The sequence below is a fragment of the Actinoplanes sp. CA-142083 genome (assembly GCF_050942195.1).
Lineage (GTDB): Bacteria > Actinomycetota > Actinomycetes > Mycobacteriales > Micromonosporaceae > Actinoplanes.
In genome coordinates this window covers 5,524,614-5,549,645 of sequence record NZ_CP192076.1, presented here as the reverse complement: position 1 = coordinate 5,549,645, position 25,032 = coordinate 5,524,614, and the positions used below count along the sequence as shown (strand labels likewise).

Here is a 25,032-nt window from a genome sequence, read left to right as displayed (position 1 = left end):
GCCCGCGCCCGGCCCACCCGGGCGGAGCCCGCGGAGCAGGCGCGGCCCGTTCGCCGCTGCAGGGACGGCCCGCGCCCGGCCCACCGGCGTAGCGCGTGGAGCAGGTGCGGCCCGTCCGCCCGGGCTTGCGCGGCCTCCGCCCGCTGCCCCGGGCGGAGCGCGGCGACCGGTGAGCGGCGACCGGTGAGCGGCGACCGGTGAGCGGCGACCGGTGAGTGGAGACCGGTGAGTGGAGACTGGTGAGTGGAGACCGGTGAGCGGAGACCGGCGAGCGGAGACCGGTCAGCCTGCGCGGCGGAGGGCTCGCTCCCGGCGGTGGGCCAGCGCCGACCCCGACTCGCGGCGGGCCATGCGGCGTAGGACCAGCGGGGCCAGGAGCAGGCCGGCCACCGCCCACGCGCCCAGCACCCCGGCCGTCTCCAAGTGGCGCCACGACTGGCCTATCTCGGCCGCCACGGCGTCGGGTGGGAGGAGGGCCGAGCGCATGCCCAGGCCCATCCAGTAGACCGGGAACGCCTGGGCGACGCCCTGCAGCCAGCCGGGCAGGGCCGTGATCGGGTAGAAGACGCCGGAGATGGCGATCACGGCGAGGATCGGCAAGGTCAGGACGCCCTGGCCCCGGGTGCTGGTGATGACCGAGCCGAGCACCGCGCCCGCCGGCAGGGTGGCCAGCAGGCCCAGCGCCAGCAGGGCCACCAGGGCCGGCCAGGCGGTGGGGCGGCCGGCGGCCACGCCGTTCACCAGGAACAGCGCGGGTATCAGGAAGATGGCCAGGTCGAGCAGCAGGCCGCCGGAGATCGAGATCAGCTTGCCAGTCAGGTAGCCGGGGACGCCGTGCGGGGTGGCGCGCGCCCGCAGGAGCGTGCCGTCCTCGCGGTCGGCGGTCAGGTGCTGGCTCATGCTGACCATGGCCATGGCCGCGTTCATGCCGAGGATGCTGGGCACCAGCATGGCGCCCAAGGGGACGCCGCCGGCGCTGCGGTCGCGCAGGAACCACAGCGCGACCAGCATCAGAACCGGCCAGAAGAAGTGGTTGAACAGGTCGCCGCCGTTGGTGACCGACTGCCGTAGCTCGATCAGCCCCCGTGACCGCCCGGCCCGCAACGCGCGTCTCATCGGCCGGCCTCCGCGGCGTGCACCAGCGCCAGATAGGTGTCTTCCAGCGAGGACCGGCGAACCTCCAGGTCGCGTAGCTCGTCGCCGTGGCGGCCGTACAACTCGTACACCAAACGGGCCGGGTGCTCGGCGGGCCGGGCGAAGCGCTCGCCCCGCAGCGTCCAGCGCACCTCGTCGCCGGCGGCGATGCGGCCGGCCAGCTGGGCGGGTGTGCCGTCGCCGACTATGCGGCCGCCGTCGAGGACCAGGATGCGGCCGGCGAGCCGCTCGGCCTCGTCGAGGTCGTGGGTGGTGAGCAGGACCGTCGTGCCGGCGGTGGCGACGATCTCGCGCACCAGGCCGTGGAAGTCACGCCTCGCCGACGGGTCGAAGCCGGCGGTCGGCTCGTCGAGGAAGAGCAGCTCGGGCCGCCCGGCGAGGCCGATCGCCACGTCGAGCCGGCGGCGCTGGCCGCCGGAGAGGGTCGCGACCCTCTGCCGGGCGTGGCCGGCCAGGCCCACCGCGGCGATCAGGTCGTCGGGGTCCCAAGGGGTGGGGTAGTACGCCGCCAGCTGTGCGAGCAGCTCGCGCACCCGCCACTTGCCGTGGTCGCGCCACGACTGCAGGACCACGCCGACCCGGGCGCGCCACTGCTCGCCGGCCGACGACGGATCCTGGCCGAGCACCTTGACGTCGCCGGCCGAGCGGGCGCGGAAGCCCTCGAGGATCTCGATCGTCGTGGTCTTGCCGGCGCCGTTGGGGCCGAGCAGCGCCACCACCTCGCCCGGCTCGACGCGGAAGGCCACGTCGTGCAGGACGTCGCGGTCGCCGTAACGCATGTGGAGGCCGGAGACCTCGATAGCGGCGCTCATTGGTGCACCCTTGTTCCACTCGAGCTGATGTTGGTTCGAGTGCACCGGTGACCCTCGGGCCATCGCCCTGCTCGCTCGACCTTCGAGGTCCAGCATGAGTTCTGCGAGGCCCGACGGCCCGGGACACCCCGATCGGCCACAGGGCTATGCGTCTGCGAACGCCGCTCAATGAGCAACCGGCTGCGGTGTCCCGGAACCGCCAGGTGCTTCCCCACTGGTAGCGCAGCGGAGAGGCAACAATGAGTGTGCAGGACACCCCCGGCGTGAGGCGAGCGGTCACGGCCGGTATCGACTGGGCGAAGGACAACCACGCCGTCTGCATCATCGACAGTGACGGCGAGCCGATCGAACGATTCACCGTGGCTCACAGCAAGGCCGGCCTGGCCCGGCTCAACGCGGTCCTGGACCGCCATGGTGTGGACGCGATCGGTATCGAACGCGGTGACGGACCCGTGGTCGACGCGTTGCTCGCTGCCGGCCGCACCGTCTTCGTGGTCCCGCCGTCGCAGGTCAAGGCCTTGCGGCAGCGTTACGGCTCGGCCGGTAACAAGGACGACCGGTTCGACGCCTACGTCCTGGCCGACACCGTGCGCACCGACCAGCGCCGGTTGACACCACTGCTGCTCGACAGCCCGGCCACGACCACGCTGCGCAAACTGGTCCGGACACGCAAAGACCTCGTCGCCCACCGCGTCGCCGTCACCAACCAGCTGCGCGCCCATCTGCAGACCGCGCTGCCCGCGGTCATCGACCTGTTCCGCGACCTCGACTCCGCGATCAGCCTGCAGTTCGTGACCCGCTTCGACACCCAGGACGCCCTCGACTGGCTCTCGCCGAAACGCCTGACCGCCTGGCTGAGCAGCGTCGGCTACTGCGGACGCGTCGATCCCGCCGTGCTGCACCAGCGCATCACCGCCGCGCCGGCCGGCGTCGCCGGTGAGCACGGCCGCGCCCTGGCCGGCATCACCCACGCCTACCTCAGCACGCTGCACACGATCACTACTCAGATCGAGGCCCTGGCGCAGCAGATCAGCGAAGCCCTCGCCCTGCACCCCGACCGGCGAATCTTCACCAGCCTGCCCCGCTCGGGCACGGTCCGCGCCGCCCGGCTGCTCGCCGAGATCGGTGACGCCCGCGGCAGATTCCCCACCGCGGCCTCGCTGGCCTGCCTCGCCGGAGTCGCACCCTCCACCCGGCAATCCGGCAAAGCCCGCGTCGTCGCGTTCCGCTGGGCTGTCGACAAACAACTGCGCGACGCCGTCTGCGACTTCGCCGGCGACAGCCGCCGCGCCAACCCCTGGGCCGCCGACCTCTACAACCGCGCCCGCAACCGCGGCCACGACCATCCCCACGCCGTCCGCATCCTGGCCAAAGCCTGGCTCGACATCATCTGGAAATGCTGGACCACCAACACCACCTACGACCCCGACCAGCACCGAGCCCTCCAACGCCTCCTCAACCAAGACCAAACCGCGACGGGTTGACACAGGGCTACTCATGCGCGCACCTCCCGCAGGGCGAGCTCGCGGAGGGCGGCGCGGTCGACGCCGGCCAGGGCGAGCGCCCGTGGCACCGTGCCGAGGTCGGCCTGGAGGACGCCGAGCAGCAGATGGCCCGGCCGGGCGTCGCGCTTGCGCTCCACCAGGTCGAAGCCGCGCTCGATCGCCACCTTGGCCGAGGCGCCGAGGGAGTGGGAGCGCCCCGGGTCGGGGGTGGCGCGCGGCAGGCCGCCGGGCACGGTCACGCCGGCGGTGGCGAGGCTGCGCGTGAACTCCTGGTCGAGGGCCCGCCGCAGCGCCGGCTGGTCGAGCCCGGCCGCTGCCAGCGGGGGCGACCCCTCCCCGGCGATCGCCAGCAGGAGATGCTGCGCCTCGACGGCGGCCGAGCCGTCGGCGGTCGCCTCGGCGGCCGCGGCGTCGAGGATGCGATTGAAGTAATGATCGAAGGTGCTCATCCGTTACGCCTCCGCAGCGAGACGCCGGCGGCGATGAGCCGCTTGGCGTGCTTTTTGTAGACGGCCTGCCGGGTGACGCCCAGCGCCTCGGCCACCTGCGGCCAGCTCCACTCGCCGCGCATGGCCTCCTCGACGGCGGCGTCCTCGAGCCGGTCGGCCAGCCGTCGCAGGGCGCCGACCGCGGCCAGGCGGTCGGCCACCTCGGATGCGGAAATCTCCACGTCGGGCATGGGAGCAACCTTAGTTGCTTATTCGGTTGGTAGTCAACCCTGGTTGCTTAAGGAGCTGACCGCCACGCGAGAAAGGCAGCACTCAGCGCCGCCAGCGACAATGCGATCCCGATGACCCCGCAGACACGCCCGATCAGCGCCGCGGAGACGCCACGGCGCCGGCCGGGGGAGCGGCTCGCGATCACCGCGAGCACGCCGAGGATCAGACCGATCCCGCAGATCGACAGAGGCAGCGAGGCGATGCCGAGAATCAGGGCAATCCGTCCGGCCCCGGCGGGCGGCTCGCTCACGGCCGAAGGGGAGGACACACCCCACGCGTACGCCGGTGGCAGGTCGGAGATCTGAAGCCGCAACTGCGACGCGTGCGTGGCCGTTCCGACCGCCGCCACCCGGGCGTCGTACTCGCCGACGGGCAGCACTCCGGCCTCGAAGGCGTTGCCGAGCAGCCCGAGCACCTGGGTGCGCTCGGCCTGCCCGACGCGTTGGTCCTTGGACACGCTCGGCAAGGTAACGCGCCCGCCCGGGACGGCGCGGGCGTTCGGGGCGAAATGCGGCCGAAAGAGGGTTACGCCGCCGGCGCGTGCAGGGTGATCGTCGTCCAGGCGCCCACGTGCACCTGGTCACCGTCCTTGAGCGCCCGCGTCTGCCCGGCCGTCAGCGCCTGCTGTTCGTCGTTGAGGTACGTCCCGTTCGTCGACCCGAGGTCCGAGACCAGCCAGGCCCCGTCCACGCTCAGCGTCAGAAGCGCGTGGCTGTGCGACACCCCCGGGTCCGAGTCGGCGAGGTCGATCTCCGGGTTGGTGCCCTTCGACGTGCTCCGCCGCCCGATCCGCACCTGCGGCGCGGGCAGGTCGACCTCCCGCGACGGCGCGTCCGCCGGGAACTCGACCCCTTCGATCGCGTTGTCCTCGAAGTACTTGCGGTCCACCTCGATCGTCGCCGTCCACTGCCCGGCCACCGGCGCCGAGATCACCGGCGGCGGCGCCAGCGCCGGCACCTTCCCGGTGCTGTGGTCGTACCCGCAGTCCTCGCAGAAGCGGGTGCCGCCGGCCCGGGGCGCCCCGCAGTTGGGGCAGGGCTCGGCGGCGGGCGCCGCGGCGGCGGGGGCGGCGGATGGCGGCACCGGAACGGTCCCGGTCCCGGCCCCGGCGATCTTGGCGCCGCACTCGTCGCAGAAGTCGTCCGTGCTGGACGCGTGCCCCTTCGGGCAGGTGTACGTGCTCACTGCGCCCGCCCGACCCGCACCGTCTTGGTGGAGCGGGTGTCGAGGGCCATCTCGTCGGCCGCCTCGACCTTGCGCCGCAGCCGGACCGTCCCGGTGGCCGCGTCCTCGATGTCGACGACGGTGGCCAGCAGTTCCTCGGTGGCCTTGTTGCCGCTGGCGTGCGCGAGCTGCGCCGCCCGGCCGAACTTGATCGTCGCGGTCCGGTCGTCGCCGGCCTTGCGGGCCTCGATGCCGGCCTGGATCGCCTCGGCCAGCTCGGCCTGCCCGGTGTAGTGCGCCACCTGCCGGTTGATCTTCGTGGACAGCACGGTGTCCTCGGTCCACACCGCGCGCACCAGCGACTGGGCGTGCACGGTGTCGCCCTCGACCACCGACACCCGGGCCGCCAGCATCTCGTCGCCGGCCGCGCCGGACGGCACGTCGATGCAGACGTGGTAGTCGCGGCTCTCGGCGCCCCACGCGCCCAGCGGGTAGCGGCCGGCCCGCGGCCCGTCCTCGATGCGCTTGCCGGTCAGGTCCATCACCTCGGGCTCGACCTGCTTGACGAAGCGGACCGTCGCGTTGACCGGCGTCCACACCTTGAGCTGCACGTCCGCGCTGGTCTTGCCCATCGCCTTGACCATCATCTGCTCGAAGGCGGCGGTCAGGCCGGACGGCTGGGCGACGATGTCGACGGTGCCCAGCATCGCCTCGGCGATCTTGCGGAGCTCGGAGACCTTCCAGTTCACCCCGACACCGCGGCAGTCGCAGGCGAACCGGCCGGCGATCGAGTCGAGCACCTGCTCGAGGTAGCCGGCGCGCTCGCCGTTGTCGCCGTCGGTCAGCAGGATGGCGTGCGCGATGTCGCCGGGCCGCTGGCTGAACAGCTGGGCGGCGAGCAGCAGCCAAGCGCCCATCGCGGTGCCGCCACTGGCCTGGAGCCGGTCGATCGAGCGGATCGCCTCGGCCCGGGACTGCGGCGAGGAGACCGCGAGCTGGCCGGGCGCGGGGAAGAGCTGCTGGGCGGTGCTGACCCCGGCGATGATCGCGAAGTTGACGCCGTCGTCGATGCATTCGACGGCGGCCTTCGCGGCCTGCCGGGCGGCGCTGATCCGGCCCTCGGCCTGCATCGACCCGGACGCGTCGACGATGATGATCTCGGTCGCGCCGGAGGTGCGCCGGCCGCCCTCGGCCCCGGACGAGGTGACCGTGACGATCGCGTTGACCTCGGTCGCGCCCAGGGCGAGGAACTCGTTCTGGAAGGCCTCGGCGGTGTACGGCATTCCTACTCCTTGGCGGTAGCGGTAGGGGCGGTAGCGGTAGGGGCGGTGGGGGTGGGGTCGGACGAGACGGGGACGATGGCCACGGTGATGTTGTCGGCGCCACCGGCGGCGTTGGCGAACTCGGCGAGACCACGGGCGGCTTCGATCAGAGTGCCGCCCGTGCGCAAGTGCTCCCGCACCGCCGCCGCGAACTCGGCCGGATCGGTCAGGTAGTTCCACAATCCGTCGCTGCACAGCACCAGGTGACCGGCCCCGACCACGGTGAACGCCCCGGTCCGCGGCAGCACCGGCGCGGCGTCGGCGCCCAGCCACGCCGTGATCGCGTGGGCCTTGGGATCGCGCATCGCGTCCGCCGGGTCGGCGCCCATCGCGATCGCGTGGGTGGCCCAGGAGTCGTCCTCGGTGAGCTGCTCGGCCGGCCCCTCGGGCGGGAGCCAGTAGGCGCGGCTGTCGCCCACCCAGCCGATGTTGATCTCGGCGCCCCGGACGGCCGCGGTCACGATCGTGCAGGCCGGGTTGGAGGAGATCCGGCGCGGGTCGCCGGAGGAGACGAGCGCGGCCACCGCCTCCTTGGCGCCGAGGATCGCCGCCGACACGTCCGGCGACGACGCGAGCAGGCCGCCGGCGGTGGTGGCCGCGGTTTCCGACGCGACATCGGGGTCGAACGAGGCCGACACGCCATCGCACACCACCACGTCCACCGCGTCGTCGCGCACGGCCAGCCACATGTGGTCCTCGTTGCGGTGGTGCCGCCGCCCCCGGTCGGTCACCGCCGCCGCGACCGGGCCGCAGTCGGCCTCGATGTGGTCGCGTGGCCGGCCGGCGAGCATCCCGCAGTTCTCGCAGTACCCGTCGGCGCCGACGCCGCCGGGCGTGCCGCAGTTCGGGCACGGCTCACCGATTTCCGCGAGGGAGGAGGCCAGCGGCCGCCCGCACGCCTCGCAGAAGGCCGCCCCGGCGGCGCGCTCGTCAGCGCACGAGGCGCAGTCGGTCATCGTCATCGTGCCTCGTTCCTCAGGTGCCATTTCATGTACGGGTCCGCGGGCGGGACGCGTTCGCGAGATCCACCAGCCGGATCTTCTCGGGGCCGTGGGCGGCCTGAGCCATCTCGCGGTACGCGTCCTCGAGCGCGAACCGGATGTCCCGCTCCCGGATCTCGCCCGTGCGGGCCGATCCGAGCACCGTAGCGGGTAGCGGCTTGCCGCCGTTCACCGTCCGCAGGGCCTGCTCCAGCAGCTCGGCTCGCAGCGCGGCCAGCTGCGCCGCCTCGATCTCGAGCCGCTCGATCAGCGCGGCCGCCGCGGACAGCGAGGTGACGTCGGCCGCCGCCGACGGGTGTGCCCGCACCAACGCCCGCACCGCGCCGACCTGCGAGCTCCGGTACGCCGACGACGTGCCCGGCACCCGGTTGTACGCCTCGACCGCCCCGCTGCGGTCGCCCGCGCCGAGCCGGCAGCGCGCCAGCCCGGCCGCCGCCGTCGTGTACGCCGGATCGGTGCGGCTCACCACGTCGTAGTAGCCGGCCGCGCCCGGATCCCCGGCCAGCTCCAGCGCGAGGCCGACCGCCAGCTGCGGCGCCAGCTCCCCGGGAAGGGCCGAGTACACCGCGTCGAACCGCTGCCGGGCGTACTCGAAATGCTCTGTCGCAAGCGCGAGCAAGCCGTCGTACCAGGCCACCCGCCAGTCCGCGCCGTCGCTGGCCATCAGCGCGTCGCGCGCGTCGCGCGCGCCCTTGAAGTCGCCGCCCAGGTCGATGTGCGCGCGCAGAGCCCGCAGCCGCACCTCGACCGTGTTCTCCGGGGCGTTGGCCAGCAGCGTGAGCACCTCGGAGGGCTCGGTGACGGTGACCGACGCCAGGAACGGAGCCGCCGGGTCGGTCAGGTCGATCATCGGGCTCGGCAGGTCCTGCCAGCGCGGGACGTCGGACTTGAGATCGGTGCGCAGCTCGCCGGTGAACAGCCGCGACGGCGCCGGCCGGGGCTCGCCGCCGGCGGCGAGGATCTGGCGCAGCACGCCGAGCATCTGGCCGCTCATCTCGTCGGCGTCGACGAAGCGCTCGGCGGGATCGGTGCGGGTGGCGCGCAGCAGCAGCCGGTAGAAGGACTCGTGCTGCTGGTAGACCTTGAACTCGCCGCGGTCGGGCAGGCTGTCCTTGAACGTGCTCTGGTAGCCGCGGAAGTCGGTGGTGAGCACCGCGAGCGTGCGCCCGATGGTGTAGAGGTCCGACGCGATCGACGGGCCGGCGGTGGCCATCTCGGGCGCCTGGTAGCCGACGGTGCCGTAGATCGCGGCGTCCATGTCGTCGATGTGCACGACGCCGCCGAGGTCGATCAGCTTCATCTGGTCGCCGGACTGGATCACGTTGTCCGGCTTGAAGTCGCAGAAGATCAGGCCCCGGTCGTGCAGGTAGGCGAAGGCCGGCATGATCTCGAGGACGAACGCGAGCGCCTGGTCGGCCGGGATCGGGTCGGCGTTGCCGGCGTTCGCGACGCGGCGCTTCTTGAGCATGTCCTTGAGCGACTGCCCGCCGACGTACTCCATGACGATGTAGCCGGCGCCGTCGTGCTCGACGAAGTTGTAGATCTTGACGATGTTCGGGTGCTCGACCTCGGCCAGGAACCGCCGCTCGGCCACCGCGGCCGCGAGGGCGTCCTCGTCGCCGGAGTTGAGCAGGCCCTTGAGCACGACCCAGCGGTCCGAGACGTTCTTGTCGACGGCCAGGTAGATCCAGCCGAGGCCGCCGTGCGCGAGCGCGCCGACCACCTCGTACTGCCCGCCGACCAGGTCGCCCTTGACCAGTTTCGGGGTGAAGTTGAACGGCTCGCCGCAGGACGGGCAGAAGCCGGAGGCGCGTCCGTCGCGCTCGCCCCGGGACCGGCCGACCGGTTTGCCGCACTTCGGGCAGTACCGCTTCTCCTCGGGCACCTCGGCCCGCGACATCACGGCGGTGGCCGGGTCGGCCTGCACGATCGGCGTGACGTCGACGAGGCCGCCGCCGAAACGGCGGCGCCGGGATCCGGTGCGGGAGCTGCCGGTGCGGCCGCTTGATCCGGTACGCGTGGAGAGCGCGCCCGTCCGGGAGGAGGGGGACGTCGCGGCCGTGCCGCCGGTCCGCTGCCGTGGCGTGGTCGCGCTAGCGGCGGCCGCCGCAGGGGTGGCGGCCGCGGTGGAGCCGGCCGCCGGCGCCATCCCGCACGTGTCGCAGTACCCGTCCTCGATCGTCCCGGGGCAGTTGCGTTCGCACTTCATCGTCCGTCCCTCGCGATCGTGCCGGTGAGCGCATCCTGATAGGCGTTGACGGCCACGCGGGCCGCGTCGAGGTCGCACGGCGCCGTGTACAGCGCCGTGTGTGCCGCGTCGGCGAGCGGCGTCAGCCGGCCGTCCTCGCCGAGCCCGCGGCGCAGCGCCTTGGCCCGGTAGGCGTCGAGCCGCCCGCGCAGCTCGTTGCGGGTGACGAGCAGCCCGTCGTTGTGCGCGGTGGCGTGCCGCAGCGCGGCCACCCTCTCCCGCGCCCGCCTGGTCCAGTCGGCCAGGCGCGGGCTGATCAGCGCCCACTGCCCGGCGGCGGCGAGCGCGTCGACGGCCGCCAGATCCGGGCGCAGGTCGCCGCCGCGTACCCGGATGATGTCCTGCTCGCGGAACCTGTCCGCGGCCTTCTCCCGCGCCGCCTCCGCGGCCCCTTGGGCCTCGGCCAGCTCCCCGGCCAGCGCGTGCGCTTCGGCGAGGCGATGGGTGAGCGTTTCCTTCAGCTCGGCGGCCGACGTGCGCTCCGCGTCGGCCCGGGCAACCAGATCCCGTACGGCGTTGAGCTCGCGCTCCTCGACGCCCAGGGGATCGGTCGCCAGCGCCGCGGTGAACCGGCCCAGGCGCCGGTCGGCCTCGTCGATCGTGGCCTGGTTGCCGCCGTGCAGCCGGATCAGCACCCGTACGTTGTCGACCGACGCGGTCGCGTCGGCCGCCGCCGGGAACAGCCGCTGCCACACCTCGCCGGCCCGCGTGGCGACCGACACCGCCGTCTGGAACGCGGCCTCCATCGCCGACAGCAGCTCGGCCGGCGTGCAGGTGGTGTGCACCTGGCCGGCGCCGAGCAGCCCGCGCTGGGCGAGCGGCACGGTCGTGGTGGACAGCGTGATCGACTTGCCGAGCACCCGGTGCACGAACGTCGCCCGGTCGGCGTCGCTGAGCTTGCGCTGGTCGCGGAGCGAGCGGGCCTGCGCGATCGCGTCGGTCAGCATGCGGTAGCCGTCCCACAGCTGGGCCAGCGCGTCGGTGGCGTCCGCCCAGGCCTCGGCCGTCTTTCCGGTCAGCTTGGTCTTGTCGAGGTCCTTGCGGGCCGGGTTGTCGTCGAGGTCGACGAGGTTGGCGGCGATCGCGGTCATCGCGGTCTCGAGGCGGAGCAGCTCGGCGTCGGCCGGCGCGATCGACGGTGCGGTCATCGGTACACGGCCGCGGGCGGGGTCGGCGCCGGGCCGAACGCGCCCAGCCACCGCTTGTACGTCTCGGTCCAGGTGCCGTCGGCCCGGTTCTTCGCCAGCACCGCGTTGACGAACCGGGTGAACTCGGGATGCTTGTTCGACATCGCCATCCCGTACGGCTCCTCGGTGAACTTGGAGCCGACCACCTTCGCGTACGGGTCCTGGGCGGCCATCCCGGCCAGGATCGTGTCGTCGGTCGAGATCGCGTCGACCTCGTTCTGCTGGAACGCGACCAGGCAGTCGCCGAAGGCCGCCTTGGCCACCGCGACCGGCTTGCTCCTGGCCTTGGCGATGTTGTCGTACGAGGTCGAGCCGGACGCGGCGCAGACCCGCTTGCCGCCGAGGTCCTCCAGGCCCTTGGCGGGGGAGTCGCTGGACACCAGGACCTTCTGGCCCGCCTCGTAGTAGATGCTGGAGAAGTTGACGTCCTTCCAGCGCGCACAGTTGGCCGTCATCGTGTCGGCGACGATATCGACACTGCCGTCGGCCGCGGAACTGACCCTCTTGTCGTACCCGATGACTTTGATCTGAATTTTGTCGGGACTGCCGAAGATCGCCGCGGCGATCTGCCGGCCCTGGTCCACGTCGAAGCCCTCCACCTTGCCGGTGAACGGGTTGCGCGAGCTGAACAGCAGCGTGTCCTGGCTGGTGCCGAGGATGAGCCGGCCACGCTTCTGGATCTCGGCCATGTAGCTGCCGGCCGGCATGTGCCCCGGCTGGGGGAGCGCGCCCTCGGGCTTGAGGCTGGCGCGCGGGTTGCACGACTTGTCGGGCGCGGTGGCTTTGGCGGGTGCCTGGTCGGGCGGCTGGACCGCGGTGGTGGCCCGGCCGCTGGCCGAGGGCAGCGGCGAGGAATCGCCGGCACAACCGGCGAGGGCGAGAAGGATCGCGCCGGTCGCGACGACAGCAAGCCCCATGCGCGTACGTGTCATCGGTACTCCTCGAGCCGGGCGCGGATGCCCACGAACACCAGCGCGCAGATCAGCAGCGCGAGCAGCGGGCCGAACACGGTCAGCAGGCCCAGGCCCCGGCCCGCCGCGTTGATCTCCCGGGTGAAGTCGGCCTTGTGGTCCTTGATCACGGTGTTGAGGCCGGCCGTGAACGACTCGAACGATTGCGTGGTCTCCGGGCCGATGGCCAGCTTGACCGCGCGGTCGTAGTCGCCGTTGTCGTCGAGCGAGCGCACCTTCCGGTGGGCGTCGAGGTAGGCCTGGTGCTGGTCGCGCAGGTAGGTGGAGAAGTTCTCGTTGCCGAGCAGGGAGTTGAGCTGGTCGGTCGACTGTGCGAAGTCGTCGGTGTAGCTGCTGCCGCTGCCGCGCGCCGCGAGGGTCAGCGCCTCGTCGCCGCGCTCCCGCAGCGCCAGGATGCGGGCCTCGGCGAGTTTCGCCACCGGCGTCGAGCCGTCGTCGTCGGCGCGGCCCAGATGCGAGTGCTGCCCGGCCAGCACGATCTGGACGCCGAGCGCGAGCACCACGGTGAGCACGGACGCGGCGACCAGCGGCACGTTGAACGTGCGGTGGGTGGCGCGGCTCAGATAGCGCTGGGTCAGCACCAGCACGGCGAGCAGCGCGAGGAGCAGGACCACCAGCAGCAGCACCCAGCCGATGCTGGAGGCGCTGGAGTAGCCGTCGTCGACCTCGCGCTGGGCGATGCGGAAGAGATTTTGCGCCTGGGGGAGCAGCGTGTCCCGGTTGAGCTGGGACGCGGCGGACAGATAGGACGCCCCGATCGGAAGGCCCTGCCGGTTGTCGGCCCGGGCAGTCGCGACCAAGGCCGCATACCGGGCGACGCCCGAGGAGAGCGTGCTCACCGCGGCCGCGGCCGCGCCGCCCTCGGGCGTGCGCCGGGCGGCCGAGGTGATCGCCGTGGTGGCCCGCTCCAGGTCGTCGTTGTAGCGCTGGGTCAGGCCGGCCGGTTCGAGGCCGCCGGCCAGGAACGCCTGCGCGGCGGTGGTGTCGGCGTCGGCGAGCGCCGAGTAGATGGTCTCCGCCTCGGCCAGCAGCGGTTGCGCCCGGTTGCCCAGGTCGCTGGTGCCGCTCGCGGCGGCGTTGCCGGTGAGTCCGGCGACCAGGCCGGTGAGGACGCCGAGGGTGAGCAGCGCGCCGAGCAGCAGCTGGAGCCGCCCGGGCGCGGTGTGCCGCAGGCCGCCCAGGCGCCGGAGAACGCCTCGTCGCCGCCGCGGGGCGGGCATGCCGCCCGCCGGTCCGACGGGTCCTGCCGGTACCTGCGCGCCCGGCGCTGGCCGGGCCACCAAGGCTGTGCTCAAGCTTCCTCCGTCGGGCCGTGTCACCGCGCGTCCCACTGTGCGATATCGGCGCAAGTGATCATCCCACCCGCCCCGCCACGCCCTCGCGGCCGGTCACCGGTCGGCAACGCCCGGCGATCGGCCGAGTCTACGGACGAGCCGCGCCCCGCGGTGTCCCCCACCGGGCCAAGTTTCGGCCCACGGGGGTCATCGGCCGGCTTGCGCCACCGCCTCGGTCAGCACCCGCTCGAAGTCCTGGTACAGCAGATCGCGATCGAAGCGATCGCGGGCGAGGCCGGACGCCGCCGCCCGCGCGGCCGTCACCGCGGCCGGGTCCCGCAGGAAGGTGGAAACAGTGCCGGCCGCACCCTCGGGATCATCCGGCGGCAGCACCAGGCCGGCGCCGCTCTCGGCGAGCAACTCGGCGATCCACCCGCCGTGGTTCACGGCGACCGGCCGCGCGGCGGCGAAGGCGTCGAACACTTTGTTCGGCGAGTTGTCGCCGAGCTCGCGAATGTTGACGAACATGGAGGTCGCCAGGTCGCAGGCGCTGAAGAAGGCCACCACCTCCGCCTTGGAGACCGGGCCCAGCATGAAGAAGTTCCGGTCCAGCACGCCCAGACCGGCGGCGAGGTTCCGGATCTCGTCGCGCATCCGCCCGTCGCCGAGGATCGCTATCCGCACGTCCGGGTCGGTGCCGGCGAGCCGGGCCGCCATCCGGGCGAGGTAGTCCACGCCGTTGGCCAGGCCGAGAGACCCGGCGTAGAGGACCAGCGGGCGGTCCTGCAGCCAGGGCGTGGCCCGGCGCAACGACTCGCCGGCCCGGTCGGCGTCGGCGAACCGGTCCCGGTCGGAGCTGTTGGGCACGACGGTGACCGGGACCTGCGGGAACCGGCGCCGGATGCTGGCGGCCATGCCCGGGGAGAGCGCGATGACGTGCGCCGCCCGGCGGTAGGCCCACGCCTCGAGCCGGTGGGCGGCCCAGCGGCTGACCGGCGAGCGGAGGGCGCCGACCGCGATCGGCAGTTCCGGCCACACGTCGCGCACCTCCAGCACCATCGGCACCCGCCGCCGCCACGCCGCGTAGGCGCCGGGGATCGCCACCGTCAAGGGCGTGCTGCTGGCGAGGACGAGATCGTGCCGCAGGCGTCCGGCCACGATCGCCGACCGGCAGACGAAAGTCAGGAACGACCAGAGCCGGCGCCGGTAGCTCATGGCGTTGTCGTAGGGCACCGGAAGCCAGTGCACGACGATGCCGGATTCCGTGCTGATCCGCGGCCGGACCCCGTCCCGGTCGCCGGTGACCATGTGCACCTGGTGGCCGTGCTCGACCAGGCGCCGGGCGAACTCGAAGGAACGCGTCCCGCCGGCCATGTCCGGCGTGGTGAAATACTGATGCAAATACGTTATGTGCACGCCAAAATCCTAGATTCGGCAAATAACATTACATTGCGTACTACGATTTTTTACGTATGATTTGGGCTGGTACGTCAAACTGCTGGGACGATACGTTGAAGCTCTCCGTCGCGTCCTGGATCCTCGACGACTCCAACTGCCCCGACGTCTATTTCACCGCCGGGTACGGGATGGCCGACGCCTCCACGAAGCACGGCCGCTGGGAGGCGCTGCACTACGAGGACCGCCTGCTGCTGCCGTATGTCGTCACCGAGATCGAGGACGGCTACCTCGATGCGGCGAGCCCGTACGGGTACGCGGGCATCCACGTCGCGCCGGGTGGTACCGAGCGCGATCTGGCCCGGTTCTGGCGCCTCGTCCAGGAGCAGTGGCGGGACATGGGCCTGGTGGCGATGTTCTTCCGCTTCTCGCCGTTCGAGCCGCTCGTCGCCCTGGAGGGCGTGCGCACCACCCACTCCGGCGACACCGTGACCGTTCCGATCGACGGCGACGCCGACGCGCTCTGGGCGGGCATGGAAGGCCGGTCCCGCACCGCCGTCCGGAAGGCCCGCAGGCTCGGCTACACGGCGACCGTCCGGCCCGCCCGCGCGGCGGACCTGCACGGCGGTTCGCCGTTCCGCACTCTGTACGAGCAGACGATGCGGCGGGTCGGCAGCCGGCCCGAGTACATCTTCGACGATGTGTACTACACCGAGCTCCTCAACGGTCTCGGCCCGTCCCTGCTCATCGCCGAGGTCTTCGGCGAGGACGGCGGCGTGTGCGCTGCCGCGCTCGTCCTGCGCCACCGCGACCGCGTCCACTACCACCTCGCCGGCACCGACCCGGTGGCGGCGAAAGGCGGCGTGAACAACCTTCTGCTGTGGACGGTCTTGCATTGGGCGGTGCGCACCGGAGCGCGCCTGTTCCACCTCGGCGGTGGGCTCCGGGCCGACGACAGCCTGTTCAAGTTCAAGCGTTCCTTCGGCGGCCGGCGCACGCAGTTCTGGACCGGCGCCGTGATCGTCGACGAACGCGCGTACGAGAAGCTCGTCGAGCGCCGCGCTTCGATGGTAGGGCGGTCGCCCAGCGAGCTGATCGGCGCCGGGTACTTCCCGGCCTACCGGACGAGGGGCGAGCTGACATGATCCTCAAGCGTCTGACGGACCTCGTGCTCGGGTCGGCCCTGCTGATCGTGACCGGCCCGTTCATGCTCGCGATCGGACTGGTCATCCGCCTGTCCGACGGGCCGCCGGTGTTCTTCACGCAGACGCGCCCGGGGCTGCACGGCGAGCCGTTCCGCTGCCGGAAGTTCCGCACGATGCGCCCGCCGGCGCCGGGGCAGGACATGTGGACCACCGACGCGGAGCGGATGACGAAGCTCGGGAGGTTCCTGCGCCGCACCAGCCTGGACGAACTGCCGGAGCTCTGCCATGTGCTGTCCGGCCGGATGAGCCTCGTCGGGCCGCGGCCGCTGCTGATGGAATACCTCCCGCTGTACAACGAGGTCCACCGCAGGCGGCACGACGTGCGGCCGGGGATCACCGGCCTGGCCCAGATCAACGGCCGGCGCTCGCTGACCCTCAGCCAGCGCCTCGACCTCGACGTGGAGTACGTCCGGACCCGGAACCTGAGGATGGACCTGGGCATCCTCGTGCGTACGCTGGTCGCGCCGTTCCGGCCGGGCGACGTGGCGGGGCAGACCCTCGACGACATCGACGACCTCGGTTTTCACAGCGCCCGGAAGGCCGCCGACGGTGACCGCTGACGACCGATGGGAGAGCGGCTCCGCGTTCCCTCTGGTCCTGGGCAGCGAGCACAAGCGCCCGTTCGACGGAGGCCGGTTCTTCGGATCGGGCCGTCAGGCGCTGATGGCGCTGCTCGCACACGGCCGCGACACCCTCGGCTGGACCGCCGTGCATTTTCCCACCTACTACTGCCCGGACGTGGTGGACGACGTCGCCTCCGTGCTGGACGTCAAGCGCTATGCCGCCGCACCGGAGGGTGACCGGGAGGAGCCGGCGCCGAGCGACACCGAGGTCGTGGTCACCGTCTCGTACTTCGGGCAGCCGCCCATCGTGCCGCGAGCCGCGGGCCGGGTCCTCATCGTCGATGCGACCCACGATCCGCTCGCGCCCTGGCTGTCCACAGTGGGCGCCGGTTTCGTCTTCGCCTCACTCCGGAAGACCCTCCCGCTCCCGGACGGCGGCGTGCTCTGGTCGCCGGCCCGGCAGGCAATGCCCGTTCCGGCCCCGGCGACCGAGCGCCACCTGGCCGGCGTCGGGCAGATCCTGGCCGCGATGAACCTCAAGGCCGCCTATCTGGAGCGGGGGACCGGCGACAAACAGACCTACCTGGACCTGTTCGCCGCGGGCGAGGAGTGCTTCCGGCACGGCGCCCCGGGCGAGATGTCCGCGTACTCGAGCGCCGCTTTGCGGACGTTCCCGATCGAGCGCTGGCGCGCTCAGCGGATCGCGAACATCGCCACGCTGACCGCGTCACTGTCCGGGCTGGACACCCTGCCGTCCACGTTCGGGGTCGTGCTCAGGTTCCCGAGCGCCGGGGTGCGCGATGTCGTCCGAGCCGGCCTCATCGCCCGCCGCATCTACCCGGCCGTTCTGTGGGACGTGGCCGAGCCGCGGCGCGACCGCGAGCTCGCCCAGCGGTTGCTGTTCCTGCATACCGACTTCCGCTCGGACCCGGCCGACCTCCAGCTGGTGGCGCAGGCGGTCCGCGAGCTGTCCGCACTGGAGGTCCCATGCTGAAGGGCAACCTGGTCGGCATCCGCCCGATCGTTTCGGACGACCTCGGCTTCCTCGCCGACATGGACGCCGATCCCGAGGTGCGCGGCAACGTCGTCGGCTGGGACTGGCCGGTCAGCCGGGACGCGCAGGCCGACTGGCACAAGGCGTCGCACGGCAACCCGCGCACCCGCCGGTTCACGGTCGTCGAGCTGGAGACCGGCGCGCCGATCGGCCTGACCGGGCTGTGGGAGATCGACTGGCACAACCGGTCGGCGCTCACCGCCGTGAAGCTCATGCCGGGCCGCGCGCCCAAGGGCGCCGGCAGCGACTCCATCATGCTCATGATGGCGTGGAGCTTCTACGAGGTCGGCCTGCGCCGGCTGCACGGCGCCATCCTCGATTTCAACGCCGCGAGCCAGGGCGCGTACGTGCGCCGCTGCGGCTGGCGCGTCGAGGGCCGGGAGCGGGAGGCCGTGTTCCGCAACGGCGGCTGGCACGACCTGCTCCGCGTGGCCATCCTGCGTCGCGAGTTCGACGATCTGGCCAACGCCGAGGCGTACGTCCGGCGGGTCTGCCCGGTGGACACCAGTCCCGCCGCCGACTCCGCGGCGCCTATCGCCGGCGGTCCAGGAACTCGGTGACGTCGTCGAGGACCTGCCGGACCTGGCTGTCGCCGAGGGCGGAACCACTGGGCAGGGAGAGGCCGTCGCGATACAGGCGCTCCGCGGCGCCGCTCAGGGCGGTGCGGGCTCCCGCGAAGACCGGCTGGAGGTGCATCGGCTTGAAGAGCGGCCGGGTCTCCACGTTCCGCTCGGCCAGGTGCGCGGCCAGGTCGCGGGCCCGCCAGCCGGCCCGTTCCGGATCGACGACGATGCTGGTGAGCCAGCAGTTCGCCGCCGGGTCGTCGCCGCCCAGCAGGCGCACGCCCCCGACGTGGGCGAAGACCTTGGCGTACCCGTCGCGCAGGACCCGGCGGCGTTCGATCATCTCGTCCAGGCGGCGCAGCTGGGCCCGCCCCAGCGCGGCCAGCAGATTGCTCAGCCGGTAGTTGTAGCCGATCTCGTCGTGCTCGTAGTGCTCGGCCGGCAGCCGCGCCTGGTTCGCCAGGTGCCGCGCCCGGCTCGCGAGGCGGGGGTCGTCGGTCAGCAGCATGCCGCCGCCGGACGTCGTCATGATCTTGTTGCCGTTGAACGACAACGCGGCCGCCCGGCCGAACGAGCCGGCCGGCTGGCCGCGGTGCCGGGAGCCGAGCGCCTCCGCGGCGTCCTCGACGAGCGGCACGCCGTAGCGGTCGCATATGGGGAATATCCGCTCGTAGTCGGCGCAGAACCCGTACAGGTCGACGGTCAGTACCGCGCGTACGCGCACACCCTCGGCGCTCAGCACGGCGAGCAGGCCGGACAGCAGGGCGGGATCGAGGTTGCCGGTCGCCGGGTCGCAGTCGGCGAAGACCGGCGTCGCGCCGGTGTAGGCGACCGCGTTCGCCGTGGCCACGAACGTGAGGGTCGGCACGACGACGACATCGCCGGGGACGGCGCCGATGCCCGCCAGGGCCAGGTGCAGCGCGGCGGTGCCCGAGCTGAGGGCGACCGCGTGCGCCACACCCACCCGGGCGGCGATCTCCCGCTCGAACAGGTCGACCTCGGGCCCCAGCGGGGCGACCCACCCCGACCGGAGGGCCGCCATGACGTACTCCTGCTCCAGATGCCCGACGTCGGGGGCGGACAGCAGTACGGCCTGACGTTCGCCGATCATCCCCGACCTTAACTCGGGTTCAGGTGGTCAGGGGTGCATATGGTCAGCTCAGCGCACGTTTGAGCAGCTTGCCGGTGGCGGTCATCGGGAGCGAGTCGACGATCGCGACGACGCGCGGGTACTTGTACGCCGCCATCTGCTCCTTGCCCCAGGCGATCAGCTCGTCCTCGGTGACCGTGGCGCCGTCCTTGAGGATCACGAACGCCTTGACCTCCTCGCCATGACTGGGGTGCGGGACGCCGATCACCGCGGCCAGCGAGACCGCCTCGTGCGTGATCAGCACCTCCTCGATCTCCCGCGGGTAGACGTTGAAGCCACCCCGGATGATCATGTCCTTCGCCCGGTCGACGATGTAGTAGAAGCCGTCCTTGTCGCGCCGCCCCAGGTCGCCGCTGCGGAACCAGCCGTCCCGCATCACCTCGGCGGTCGCCTCGGGCCGGTTGTAGTAGCCGCGCATGATGTTGTGGCCGCGGATCGCGATCTCGCCGATCTCGTCGGTCCCCTCGATCGTGTTCCAGGACTCGTCGATCAGCTTCACCTCGACGCCCCAGATCGGGATGCCGATCGAGCCGGGCCGCGGATCGCTGCCGGGATCGCTGAACGTCGCGACCGGCGAGGTCTCGCTCAGCCCGTACCCCTCGAGGATCGTCACCCCGAAGCGCTCCCGGACCTCCTTGATGATCTCGACGGGCAGGCTGGAGCCGCCGGCGACGGCCACCCGCATGTTGCGGGCGATCCGCGCGACGTCCACGTCGTCGGTCAGCGCGTTGAGCAGCCCCCAGTACATCGTCGGGACGCCTGCGAAGAAGGTCACGTTCTCGTTCTCCAGCAGTTTCACCGCCGCGGGCGCGTCGAAGCGGGGCAGCAGCACCAGCGTCGCCGCCGTCGCGAAGCCCGCGTTCATGTTCACGGTCGAGCCGAACGAGTGGAACAGCGGCAGCACGAGCAGGTGCGTGTCGGTGCCCGGCACGCTGCTGAACAGGCGGTTGCAGGTCAGCGCGTTGAGAATCAGGTTCGAGTGGGAGAGCTCGGCGCCCTTGGCCTGCCCGGTCGTCCCGCTCGTGTACAGGATGACGGCCGGGTCGGTCTCCGGCAGCAGCACCGCCTCGAACTTCGTCGACTTCCCGGCCAACGCGGCCCCGAGCGTCTCGGTCCCCTCGATCGGCGTCGGGGCGGCCGGGTCCGCGGTGATCAGGAAGAACTGCTCGCACCCCTCGGCCTGGCCGAACCCGGCGTAGCCCTCGGCGCCCATCGGCAGCTCCGCCGTCCCCTGGAAGCAGAGGTAGGCCTTCGCCTGGGAGTCGCCGAGGTGGTAGGCGATCTCCCGCCCCTTGAGCAGCACGTTCAGCGGGACGACCACGGCGCCCGCCTTGAGGATGCCGTAGTAGACCACCGGGAAGTACGGCAAGTTCGGGCACGAGAGCGCGACCTTGTCGCCGGGCCGGATACCCCGCTCCACCAGCAGGTTGGCAACCTGGTTGGCCGCCGCGTCCACCTGGGCGTAGGTCAGGCGCGTGTCGCCCAGCACGACCGCCGCGCGCTCCGGGTAGTGGCGGGCGCTGTCCTCCAGCAGTACCGAGAGGTTGAGCATGCGGTCGTTCCCTTCCTGGAAACCGTGCGGCAAGCTCCCATTCGAGCATGCGGGACGGTGGTGAGGAAACCTCCGTTCAGTGGTCACGGCGGGCGGCGGGTCCGGGCCAGGCCCGCCTCGCCCGCCTCGGCCACGTGCGGCGGCAGCGTGGGAGAGCCGGGCACCGCCGCGAGGAGCAGGAAGATCCAGAGGAACCGGGCGTCGTAGTAGTCGCCGGAGAAGAAGCTCGCACCCAGGATGAAAACGGCGGCGTAGGCCGACACCCGCGCCTCCAGCGGGCGCCGCGCCCTCGGGATCGCCGCGTACTCGTGCCGCAGTGCCCAGAAGGCCAGCAGCAGCAACAGCAGGCCCACGGCGCCGCCCTCGACGGCCACCGCCAGCGGGAGGTTGTGGACGTATTTCTCACCGGGGCCGAGGTTGGTGACGGCATAGAAGCCGTGCACGCCGACGCCCACGATCGGGCGCTCGAGGAAGAGCCAGAAGCCCTTCGTGTACAGGACGTCGCGGTCGGAGGTGTACCCCTGCTGGACCGTGGCGGCGAGGAAGCGGTTGTTGATCAGCATCATGATCGCGTCGCCCTCCAGGAACCAGACCAGGCCGCCGAACAGGGGGATCATGGCCAGGGGCTTGAGCGCGCCGTAGCGGCGCCCGAAACGCACCAGGCTCGGGAAGGCCGCCGCCGTGGTCACACTCAGCGCGATCAGGCCGCCCCGGGAGCCCGAGGCCACCGCGCCGAGCAGGAACGCGGGCGCCCCGATCAGCCAGACCAGGCGGCGCGTGCGGAAGTAGAAGTACGCGGCGGCGAACAGGCCGAGCGCCTCGACCCGGACGAAGACGTTCGGGCCGCCGCCGAAGGCCGTCCACCGGCCCCCCTGGACGCGGCCCTGGCCCGACGCCGCGTACAGGAAATAGAGCCAGCCGGCCACGTACAGGCAGACCATGGTCAGGCGGACGACACGGTCGCGGTCCCATTCCGCGAGGACCGCGTAGACGAGGACCAGGACGACCATCGACAGCAGGTCGCCGATGACGTCACCGACCACGGCGTTGTGCGGCACCCACGCCGCGGAGAGGATCTGGTACCCGAACAGCAACAGGATCGGCTGCAGCGAGCGCCGGGCCGGGGCGGAGTGCAACGGGCGGACCCCGGCGTGGTTCACCTCGAGCACGAACACCGCCAGCACGGCCGGGAAGAGCAGCACCCGTACGTCGTCGAGGACCGGGATCGCGAACCCGGCACGGGACAGGGTGAAGTGCCCGGCGAGCGTCGCCACGAAGATGACGACCACCAGGAACGGGCTGGGCCGCGGCGCCGTCACCGCGGCGGTTTCCGCGCCGCCCGCGGGATCGCCCGCAGCATCGTCAGGTAGGAGAGAACGGCGAGCAGCACGGCCGCCGCCGCGAACCCGGACAACGCGGCCGGCCAGGCCGGCATGACCAGCGCGGCGAGGCAGGTCGCCACGACCTCGGCCACGAGAGCGCCCACCAGCAACTCCGTGGCGACCGGCGCCTCGTGCAGCGCGTCGATCGCCGGCCGGGCCGCGTAGAACACGGCGAGCGGAACCGACACCGGCACCCCGAACCGGACCACCGCGACCGCCTCATGGAAGCCGGCGCCGAGAAACCAGTGCACCACCGGCACGGCGGTGACGACAACCACCACGCTCGCCAGGGCCGCGACCCCGGCCGCGGCGAACGGCAGGATCCGTAGCCCATGGGCCAGATCCGCGTCGAGACCGCGGCCCGCGGCCGCCGCCTCGTGGGCATGCCCGCTGAGCCGGGGGAGCAGGACCGGGGTCAGCATCCCGAAGATCGAGCAGACCAGGGTGATGGCCGACGTGGTGAACCCGACGTATCCGGCGTCGGCCGAGTTGCTCGCCGTCCCGGCCACGAAGAACGTGGGAAACGCGAACAGGCCCGGCAGCGCGATGTCGCCGGGCGCGCGGCGGATCCCGTACCGGAGAAGGGTGCGCAAGCCGGGCGCCGGCCGCGGGCCGGCAGGCGACCTCTCGGCGCCGCGCCGCCCGGCCCTCGCGATCGCCCACCCGGCCACCGCCGCCAGCGCCGCTCCCTGCAGCCCGAGGAAGACGTCGATCCTGCTGGTCAGCACGAACGCCGCGAGCGGCGCCAGCGCGAACCCGATCAGCGAGGCGAGAATCGACGCCCGTACGTCCCCGCAGCCCCGCAGCGCCGCCACCGCCAGGGTGCACAGGCAGTTGCCCGCGGTCAGCAGAGCCACCGCGCGGACCTGCGCCGCCGCGCCGATCCCGAACAGCCGGCCGACGTCCCCGGCGAACAGCAGCGTGATCAGGCCGAGCACGTTCAGCACGACGAGCTCGAAGAGGAACGCCTGCCGGGCCAGCACCGGCATCCGGCGCCCGGCCCGGGGCAGGTAGCGGTGCAGCGCCGGCACCAGCCCAGCCAGCGCGAGCGGCTGAACCGTGGCGACCGCCCCGCGCGCGATCTGGTAATAGGTGAATCCGGCCACCCCCGACCGCTGTGCGACCAGGTGGAACAGCAACAACCCGGAGGCGAGCGTCAGCCAGGACGATCCGGCCGTGGCGACGTAGTCCCGCCGCACCACGGCCGGCACGCGGGCCAGGAACCGGATCGCCGGCACGGCGTCACGCCGCGCTGCTCAACGCGACCGAGTTCCACCAGCCCGGCCGGTGTGCCGGCGGCGACTCCGGGCCGGGCGGGCCGCAGTCGGCCGGCAGGCCGGGGCGCCGGCGCGGCGCGCTCACCATGTTGAACACGGTGCCCAGCACCCGGGCGTCAACCGCGGCGAGCGCCCGCACGGCCTCGGCCGCCTGCGCGGCCGTCGTCTTGCGGGCGCGCACGATCAGCAGCGCGCCGTCGGCGCGGGCCGCCACCACCGCGCCGTCGGTGACCGGCAGCAGCGGCGGCGAGTCGAAGATGATTTTGTCGAACCGGTCGCGCAGCTCGTCGATCAGGTCGCCCATCTGCGGCGAGCCGAGCAGCTCGCTCGGATTCGGCGGCCGGTGCCCGCCGGCCAGCAGCCACAGCCCCGCCCCCCACGGCTGCAGCACCTGGTCGAGCGAGGCCGCGCCGACCAGCACGGTGGTCAGCCCGGCCGAGCCCTCCCGGCCCAGGAAGGCGGCGAGCCGGGGGCGGCGCAGCTCGGCGTCGACGATCAGCACCCGCTGGCCGGCCTCGGCGAACAGGATCGCCAGCCCGCACGCCGTCGACGAGCGGCCCTCGCCCGGCATCGCGCTGGTCACGGCCAGGATCTTCACCGGGTGCTCGCGGTCGGCGTACTGGACGTTGGTGCGCAGCTGGCGCAGCGCCTCGGCCCGCGGCGAGCGGCTGTCCGAGACGAACGGCCCGGACTTGCGGGGGCGCTTGCGGTCGACCGGGATCAGCGCCAGCACCGGCGTGCCGGTCAGGCCGGGCAGCGCGGACGCGAGGCGGACCGAGTTGTCGCAGACTTCGCGGACCACGCCGAGCGCCGCGCCGATCAGCAGGCCCAGTGCGACCGCGAGGGCGTCGTTGTGCAGCGGGCGCGGCGAAACCGGCTCGGAATGAAGCCGGGCGGCCTCGACCGTGAAGACGGTGGCGGCGGGGCTCTCATCCTTGGCCGGGCGCGCCTCCAGGGCGCGCACCATCGGCGGGAACCGGGCGACGATCGTCTCCGCGATCGTCCGGGCCCGGGCCGGAACGGTATCCGTCACCGTTACCGTCATCAATGCGCTATCACCCGCGTATGCCACCGAAATGCTTTCATGGACCTGCTCGGTATTCAGTCCCGCCTTCGTCGTCGTGGCGATTTCCCGCGCCATCCGCTCGCTGGACAGCAACTCCGAGTACGTTTTGAGCCGGGCCTGGACGAACATCGAGCCCTCGAGCGCCGAGGCACCTTCGTTGCCGTTGGCGGAGAGGAAGAAGACCGCGGTCGCCGCGTACTCGGTCGGCATCCGCTTGTTGAGCACCTGGGTCGCGCCCAGCGCGACCAGCACGGTGACCACGACGACCCACCACTGCCTCTGCACCACCCGGAGGTAGTCGCGTAGCTCCACGCTTCCCCTCCCGAATGCCCGCGCTCAACGATCAAACTAAGCGGCCGGGAACCGCCCCGAGGCGATATCCCGAACTTCCGCTGCGGGACACGAGGTCGAATTACGCTGCAAAATACGGCAGCGGCCGACCGAATGTGACGGATGAGCCGGGAGGT

23 protein-coding genes are annotated in these 25,032 nt (G+C 72.3%); 5 read left to right on the top strand and 18 right to left on the bottom strand.

What is annotated here, in order from left to right:
- Positions 1 to 282: 282 nt before the first annotated feature.
- Entirely contained in the window at positions 283 to 1,116 is an 834-nt protein-coding gene (locus tag ACQPZX_RS25470) for an ABC transporter permease (protein WP_433359727.1), read from the bottom strand.
- On the bottom strand, positions 1,113 to 1,967 hold the full coding sequence (locus ACQPZX_RS25465) for an ABC transporter ATP-binding protein (RefSeq protein WP_433359724.1): 855 nt from the start codon (positions 1,965 to 1,967) through the stop codon (positions 1,113 to 1,115). Before ACQPZX_RS25465 ends, ACQPZX_RS25470 begins: the two co-directional genes overlap by 4 nt.
- A 239-nt stretch (positions 1,968 to 2,206) precedes the next feature.
- Here ACQPZX_RS25465 and ACQPZX_RS25460 point away from each other — a divergent pair, with 239 nt between their 5' ends.
- Entirely contained in the window at positions 2,207 to 3,451 is a 1,245-nt protein-coding gene (locus ACQPZX_RS25460; protein WP_433359721.1) for an IS110 family transposase, read from the top strand.
- Between the two features lie 11 nt (positions 3,452 to 3,462).
- Here ACQPZX_RS25460 and ACQPZX_RS25455 read toward each other — a convergent pair whose 3' ends face one another.
- The 11 genes from ACQPZX_RS25455 to ACQPZX_RS25405 all read right to left on the bottom strand — a co-directional run bounded on the left by ACQPZX_RS25455 (position 3,463) and on the right by ACQPZX_RS25405 (position 14,774).
- Positions 3,463 to 3,921, bottom strand: coding sequence for a Clp protease N-terminal domain-containing protein (locus tag ACQPZX_RS25455; RefSeq protein ID WP_433359718.1), 459 nt, complete (start codon positions 3,919 to 3,921; stop codon positions 3,463 to 3,465).
- Positions 3,918 to 4,151, bottom strand: coding sequence for a hypothetical protein (locus tag ACQPZX_RS25450; protein ID WP_433359715.1), 234 nt, complete (start codon positions 4,149 to 4,151; stop codon positions 3,918 to 3,920). Before ACQPZX_RS25450 ends, ACQPZX_RS25455 begins: the two co-directional genes overlap by 4 nt.
- A 47-nt stretch (positions 4,152 to 4,198) precedes the next feature.
- Positions 4,199 to 4,648 (bottom strand): DUF1707 SHOCT-like domain-containing protein, encoded by a 450-nt coding sequence (locus ACQPZX_RS25445; RefSeq protein ID WP_433359712.1) that lies wholly within the window; start codon positions 4,646 to 4,648, stop codon positions 4,199 to 4,201.
- Positions 4,649 to 4,716: 68 nt separating this feature from the next.
- Positions 4,717 to 5,376: an FHA domain-containing protein gene (locus tag ACQPZX_RS25440; RefSeq protein ID WP_433359710.1), complete on the bottom strand. Its 660-nt coding sequence runs from the start codon at positions 5,374 to 5,376 to the stop codon at positions 4,717 to 4,719.
- A complete protein-coding gene (locus ACQPZX_RS25435; RefSeq protein ID WP_433359707.1) occupies positions 5,373 to 6,638 on the bottom strand; it encodes a VWA domain-containing protein in 1,266 nt (421 codons plus the stop codon). The genes ACQPZX_RS25440 and ACQPZX_RS25435 overlap by 4 nt, the downstream gene beginning before the upstream one ends.
- Before the next feature lie 2 nt (positions 6,639 to 6,640).
- On the bottom strand, positions 6,641 to 7,639 hold the full coding sequence (locus tag ACQPZX_RS25430) for a PP2C family serine/threonine-protein phosphatase (RefSeq protein ID WP_433359704.1): 999 nt from the start codon (positions 7,637 to 7,639) through the stop codon (positions 6,641 to 6,643).
- Between the two features lie 25 nt (positions 7,640 to 7,664).
- The gene (locus ACQPZX_RS25425) at positions 7,665 to 9,887 is read right to left on the bottom strand and encodes a tetratricopeptide repeat protein (protein ID WP_433359701.1); all 2,223 of its coding nucleotides are present in this window, start codon (positions 9,885 to 9,887) and stop codon (positions 7,665 to 7,667) included.
- A complete protein-coding gene (locus ACQPZX_RS25420) occupies positions 9,884 to 11,074 on the bottom strand; it encodes a hypothetical protein (RefSeq protein WP_433359698.1) in 1,191 nt (396 codons plus the stop codon). The genes ACQPZX_RS25425 and ACQPZX_RS25420 overlap by 4 nt, the downstream gene beginning before the upstream one ends.
- Entirely contained in the window at positions 11,071 to 12,045 is a 975-nt protein-coding gene (locus tag ACQPZX_RS25415) for a glutamate ABC transporter substrate-binding protein (protein ID WP_433359695.1), read from the bottom strand. The genes ACQPZX_RS25420 and ACQPZX_RS25415 overlap by 4 nt, the downstream gene beginning before the upstream one ends.
- Positions 12,042 to 13,304: a hypothetical protein gene (locus ACQPZX_RS25410; RefSeq protein WP_433359692.1), complete on the bottom strand. Its 1,263-nt coding sequence runs from the start codon at positions 13,302 to 13,304 to the stop codon at positions 12,042 to 12,044. Before ACQPZX_RS25410 ends, ACQPZX_RS25415 begins: the two co-directional genes overlap by 4 nt.
- A 261-nt stretch (positions 13,305 to 13,565) precedes the next feature.
- Positions 13,566 to 14,774, bottom strand: coding sequence for a glycosyltransferase family 4 protein (locus ACQPZX_RS25405; protein WP_433359689.1), 1,209 nt, complete (start codon positions 14,772 to 14,774; stop codon positions 13,566 to 13,568).
- Positions 14,775 to 14,869: 95 nt separating this feature from the next.
- Here ACQPZX_RS25405 and ACQPZX_RS25400 point away from each other — a divergent pair, with 95 nt between their 5' ends.
- Genes ACQPZX_RS25400 through ACQPZX_RS25385 form a run of 4 tightly spaced genes read left to right on the top strand, consistent with a single transcriptional unit; the run spans position 14,870 to position 18,135 of the window.
- Entirely contained in the window at positions 14,870 to 15,898 is a 1,029-nt protein-coding gene (locus ACQPZX_RS25400; RefSeq protein ID WP_433359686.1) for a GNAT family N-acetyltransferase, read from the top strand.
- On the top strand, positions 15,895 to 16,518 hold the full coding sequence (locus ACQPZX_RS25395; RefSeq protein WP_433359683.1) for a sugar transferase: 624 nt from the start codon (positions 15,895 to 15,897) through the stop codon (positions 16,516 to 16,518). The genes ACQPZX_RS25400 and ACQPZX_RS25395 overlap by 4 nt, the downstream gene beginning before the upstream one ends.
- A complete protein-coding gene (locus tag ACQPZX_RS25390; protein ID WP_433359680.1) occupies positions 16,508 to 17,515 on the top strand; it encodes a hypothetical protein in 1,008 nt (335 codons plus the stop codon). The genes ACQPZX_RS25395 and ACQPZX_RS25390 overlap by 11 nt, the downstream gene beginning before the upstream one ends.
- Positions 17,509 to 18,135: a GNAT family N-acetyltransferase gene (locus ACQPZX_RS25385; RefSeq protein ID WP_433359677.1), complete on the top strand. Its 627-nt coding sequence runs from the start codon at positions 17,509 to 17,511 to the stop codon at positions 18,133 to 18,135. Before ACQPZX_RS25390 ends, ACQPZX_RS25385 begins: the two co-directional genes overlap by 7 nt.
- Here ACQPZX_RS25385 and ACQPZX_RS25380 read toward each other — a convergent pair.
- The 5 genes from ACQPZX_RS25380 to ACQPZX_RS25360 form a co-directional block, all read right to left on the bottom strand.
- On the bottom strand, positions 18,107 to 19,249 hold the full coding sequence (locus ACQPZX_RS25380; RefSeq protein ID WP_433359674.1) for a DegT/DnrJ/EryC1/StrS family aminotransferase: 1,143 nt from the start codon (positions 19,247 to 19,249) through the stop codon (positions 18,107 to 18,109). The two genes, ACQPZX_RS25385 and ACQPZX_RS25380, sit on opposite strands and share 29 nt — an antisense overlap.
- Before the next feature lie 43 nt (positions 19,250 to 19,292).
- Positions 19,293 to 20,840, bottom strand: coding sequence for a long-chain-fatty-acid--CoA ligase (locus ACQPZX_RS25375; RefSeq protein WP_433359671.1), 1,548 nt, complete (start codon positions 20,838 to 20,840; stop codon positions 19,293 to 19,295).
- An 83-nt stretch (positions 20,841 to 20,923) separates the two neighbouring features.
- A complete protein-coding gene (locus tag ACQPZX_RS25370; protein WP_433359668.1) occupies positions 20,924 to 22,159 on the bottom strand; it encodes an O-antigen ligase family protein in 1,236 nt (411 codons plus the stop codon).
- Complete coding sequence (locus ACQPZX_RS25365; protein WP_433359666.1) at positions 22,156 to 23,460, bottom strand: hypothetical protein; 1,305 nt, start codon at positions 23,458 to 23,460, stop codon at positions 22,156 to 22,158. Before ACQPZX_RS25365 ends, ACQPZX_RS25370 begins: the two co-directional genes overlap by 4 nt.
- A 4-nt stretch (positions 23,461 to 23,464) precedes the next feature.
- The gene (locus tag ACQPZX_RS25360) at positions 23,465 to 24,877 is read right to left on the bottom strand and encodes a polysaccharide biosynthesis tyrosine autokinase (RefSeq protein WP_433359663.1); all 1,413 of its coding nucleotides are present in this window, start codon (positions 24,875 to 24,877) and stop codon (positions 23,465 to 23,467) included.
- Between the last annotated feature and the right edge of the window lie 155 nt (positions 24,878 to 25,032).

What these genes read in the sequence shown, in the direction of transcription:
- ACQPZX_RS25470 (WP_433359727.1), bottom strand. Translation starts at nt 1,116, where the DNA reads ATGAGACGCGCGTTGCGGGCCGGGCGGTCACGGGGGCTGATCGAGCTA.
- ACQPZX_RS25465 (WP_433359724.1), bottom strand. Translation starts at nt 1,967, where the DNA reads ATGAGCGCCGCTATCGAGGTCTCCGGCCTCCACATGCGTTACGGCGAC.
- ACQPZX_RS25460 (WP_433359721.1), top strand. Translation starts at nt 2,207, where the DNA reads ATGAGTGTGCAGGACACCCCCGGCGTGAGGCGAGCGGTCACGGCCGGT.
- ACQPZX_RS25455 (WP_433359718.1), bottom strand. Translation starts at nt 3,921, where the DNA reads ATGAGCACCTTCGATCATTACTTCAATCGCATCCTCGACGCCGCGGCC.
- ACQPZX_RS25450 (WP_433359715.1), bottom strand. Translation starts at nt 4,151, where the DNA reads ATGCCCGACGTGGAGATTTCCGCATCCGAGGTGGCCGACCGCCTGGCC.
- ACQPZX_RS25435 (WP_433359707.1), bottom strand. Translation starts at nt 6,638, where the DNA reads ATGCCGTACACCGCCGAGGCCTTCCAGAACGAGTTCCTCGCCCTGGGC.
- ACQPZX_RS25430 (WP_433359704.1), bottom strand. Translation starts at nt 7,639, where the DNA reads ATGACGATGACCGACTGCGCCTCGTGCGCTGACGAGCGCGCCGCCGGG.
- ACQPZX_RS25425 (WP_433359701.1), bottom strand. Translation starts at nt 9,887, where the DNA reads ATGAAGTGCGAACGCAACTGCCCCGGGACGATCGAGGACGGGTACTGC.
- ACQPZX_RS25420 (WP_433359698.1), bottom strand. Translation starts at nt 11,074, where the DNA reads ATGACCGCACCGTCGATCGCGCCGGCCGACGCCGAGCTGCTCCGCCTC.
- ACQPZX_RS25415 (WP_433359695.1), bottom strand. Translation starts at nt 12,045, where the DNA reads ATGACACGTACGCGCATGGGGCTTGCTGTCGTCGCGACCGGCGCGATC.
- ACQPZX_RS25410 (WP_433359692.1), bottom strand. Translation starts at nt 13,304, where the DNA reads ATGCCCGCCCCGCGGCGGCGACGAGGCGTTCTCCGGCGCCTGGGCGGC.
- ACQPZX_RS25395 (WP_433359683.1), top strand. Translation starts at nt 15,895, where the DNA reads ATGATCCTCAAGCGTCTGACGGACCTCGTGCTCGGGTCGGCCCTGCTG.
- ACQPZX_RS25385 (WP_433359677.1), top strand. Translation starts at nt 17,509, where the DNA reads ATGCTGAAGGGCAACCTGGTCGGCATCCGCCCGATCGTTTCGGACGAC.
- ACQPZX_RS25380 (WP_433359674.1), bottom strand. Translation starts at nt 19,249, where the DNA reads ATGATCGGCGAACGTCAGGCCGTACTGCTGTCCGCCCCCGACGTCGGG.
- ACQPZX_RS25375 (WP_433359671.1), bottom strand. Translation starts at nt 20,840, where the DNA reads ATGCTCAACCTCTCGGTACTGCTGGAGGACAGCGCCCGCCACTACCCG.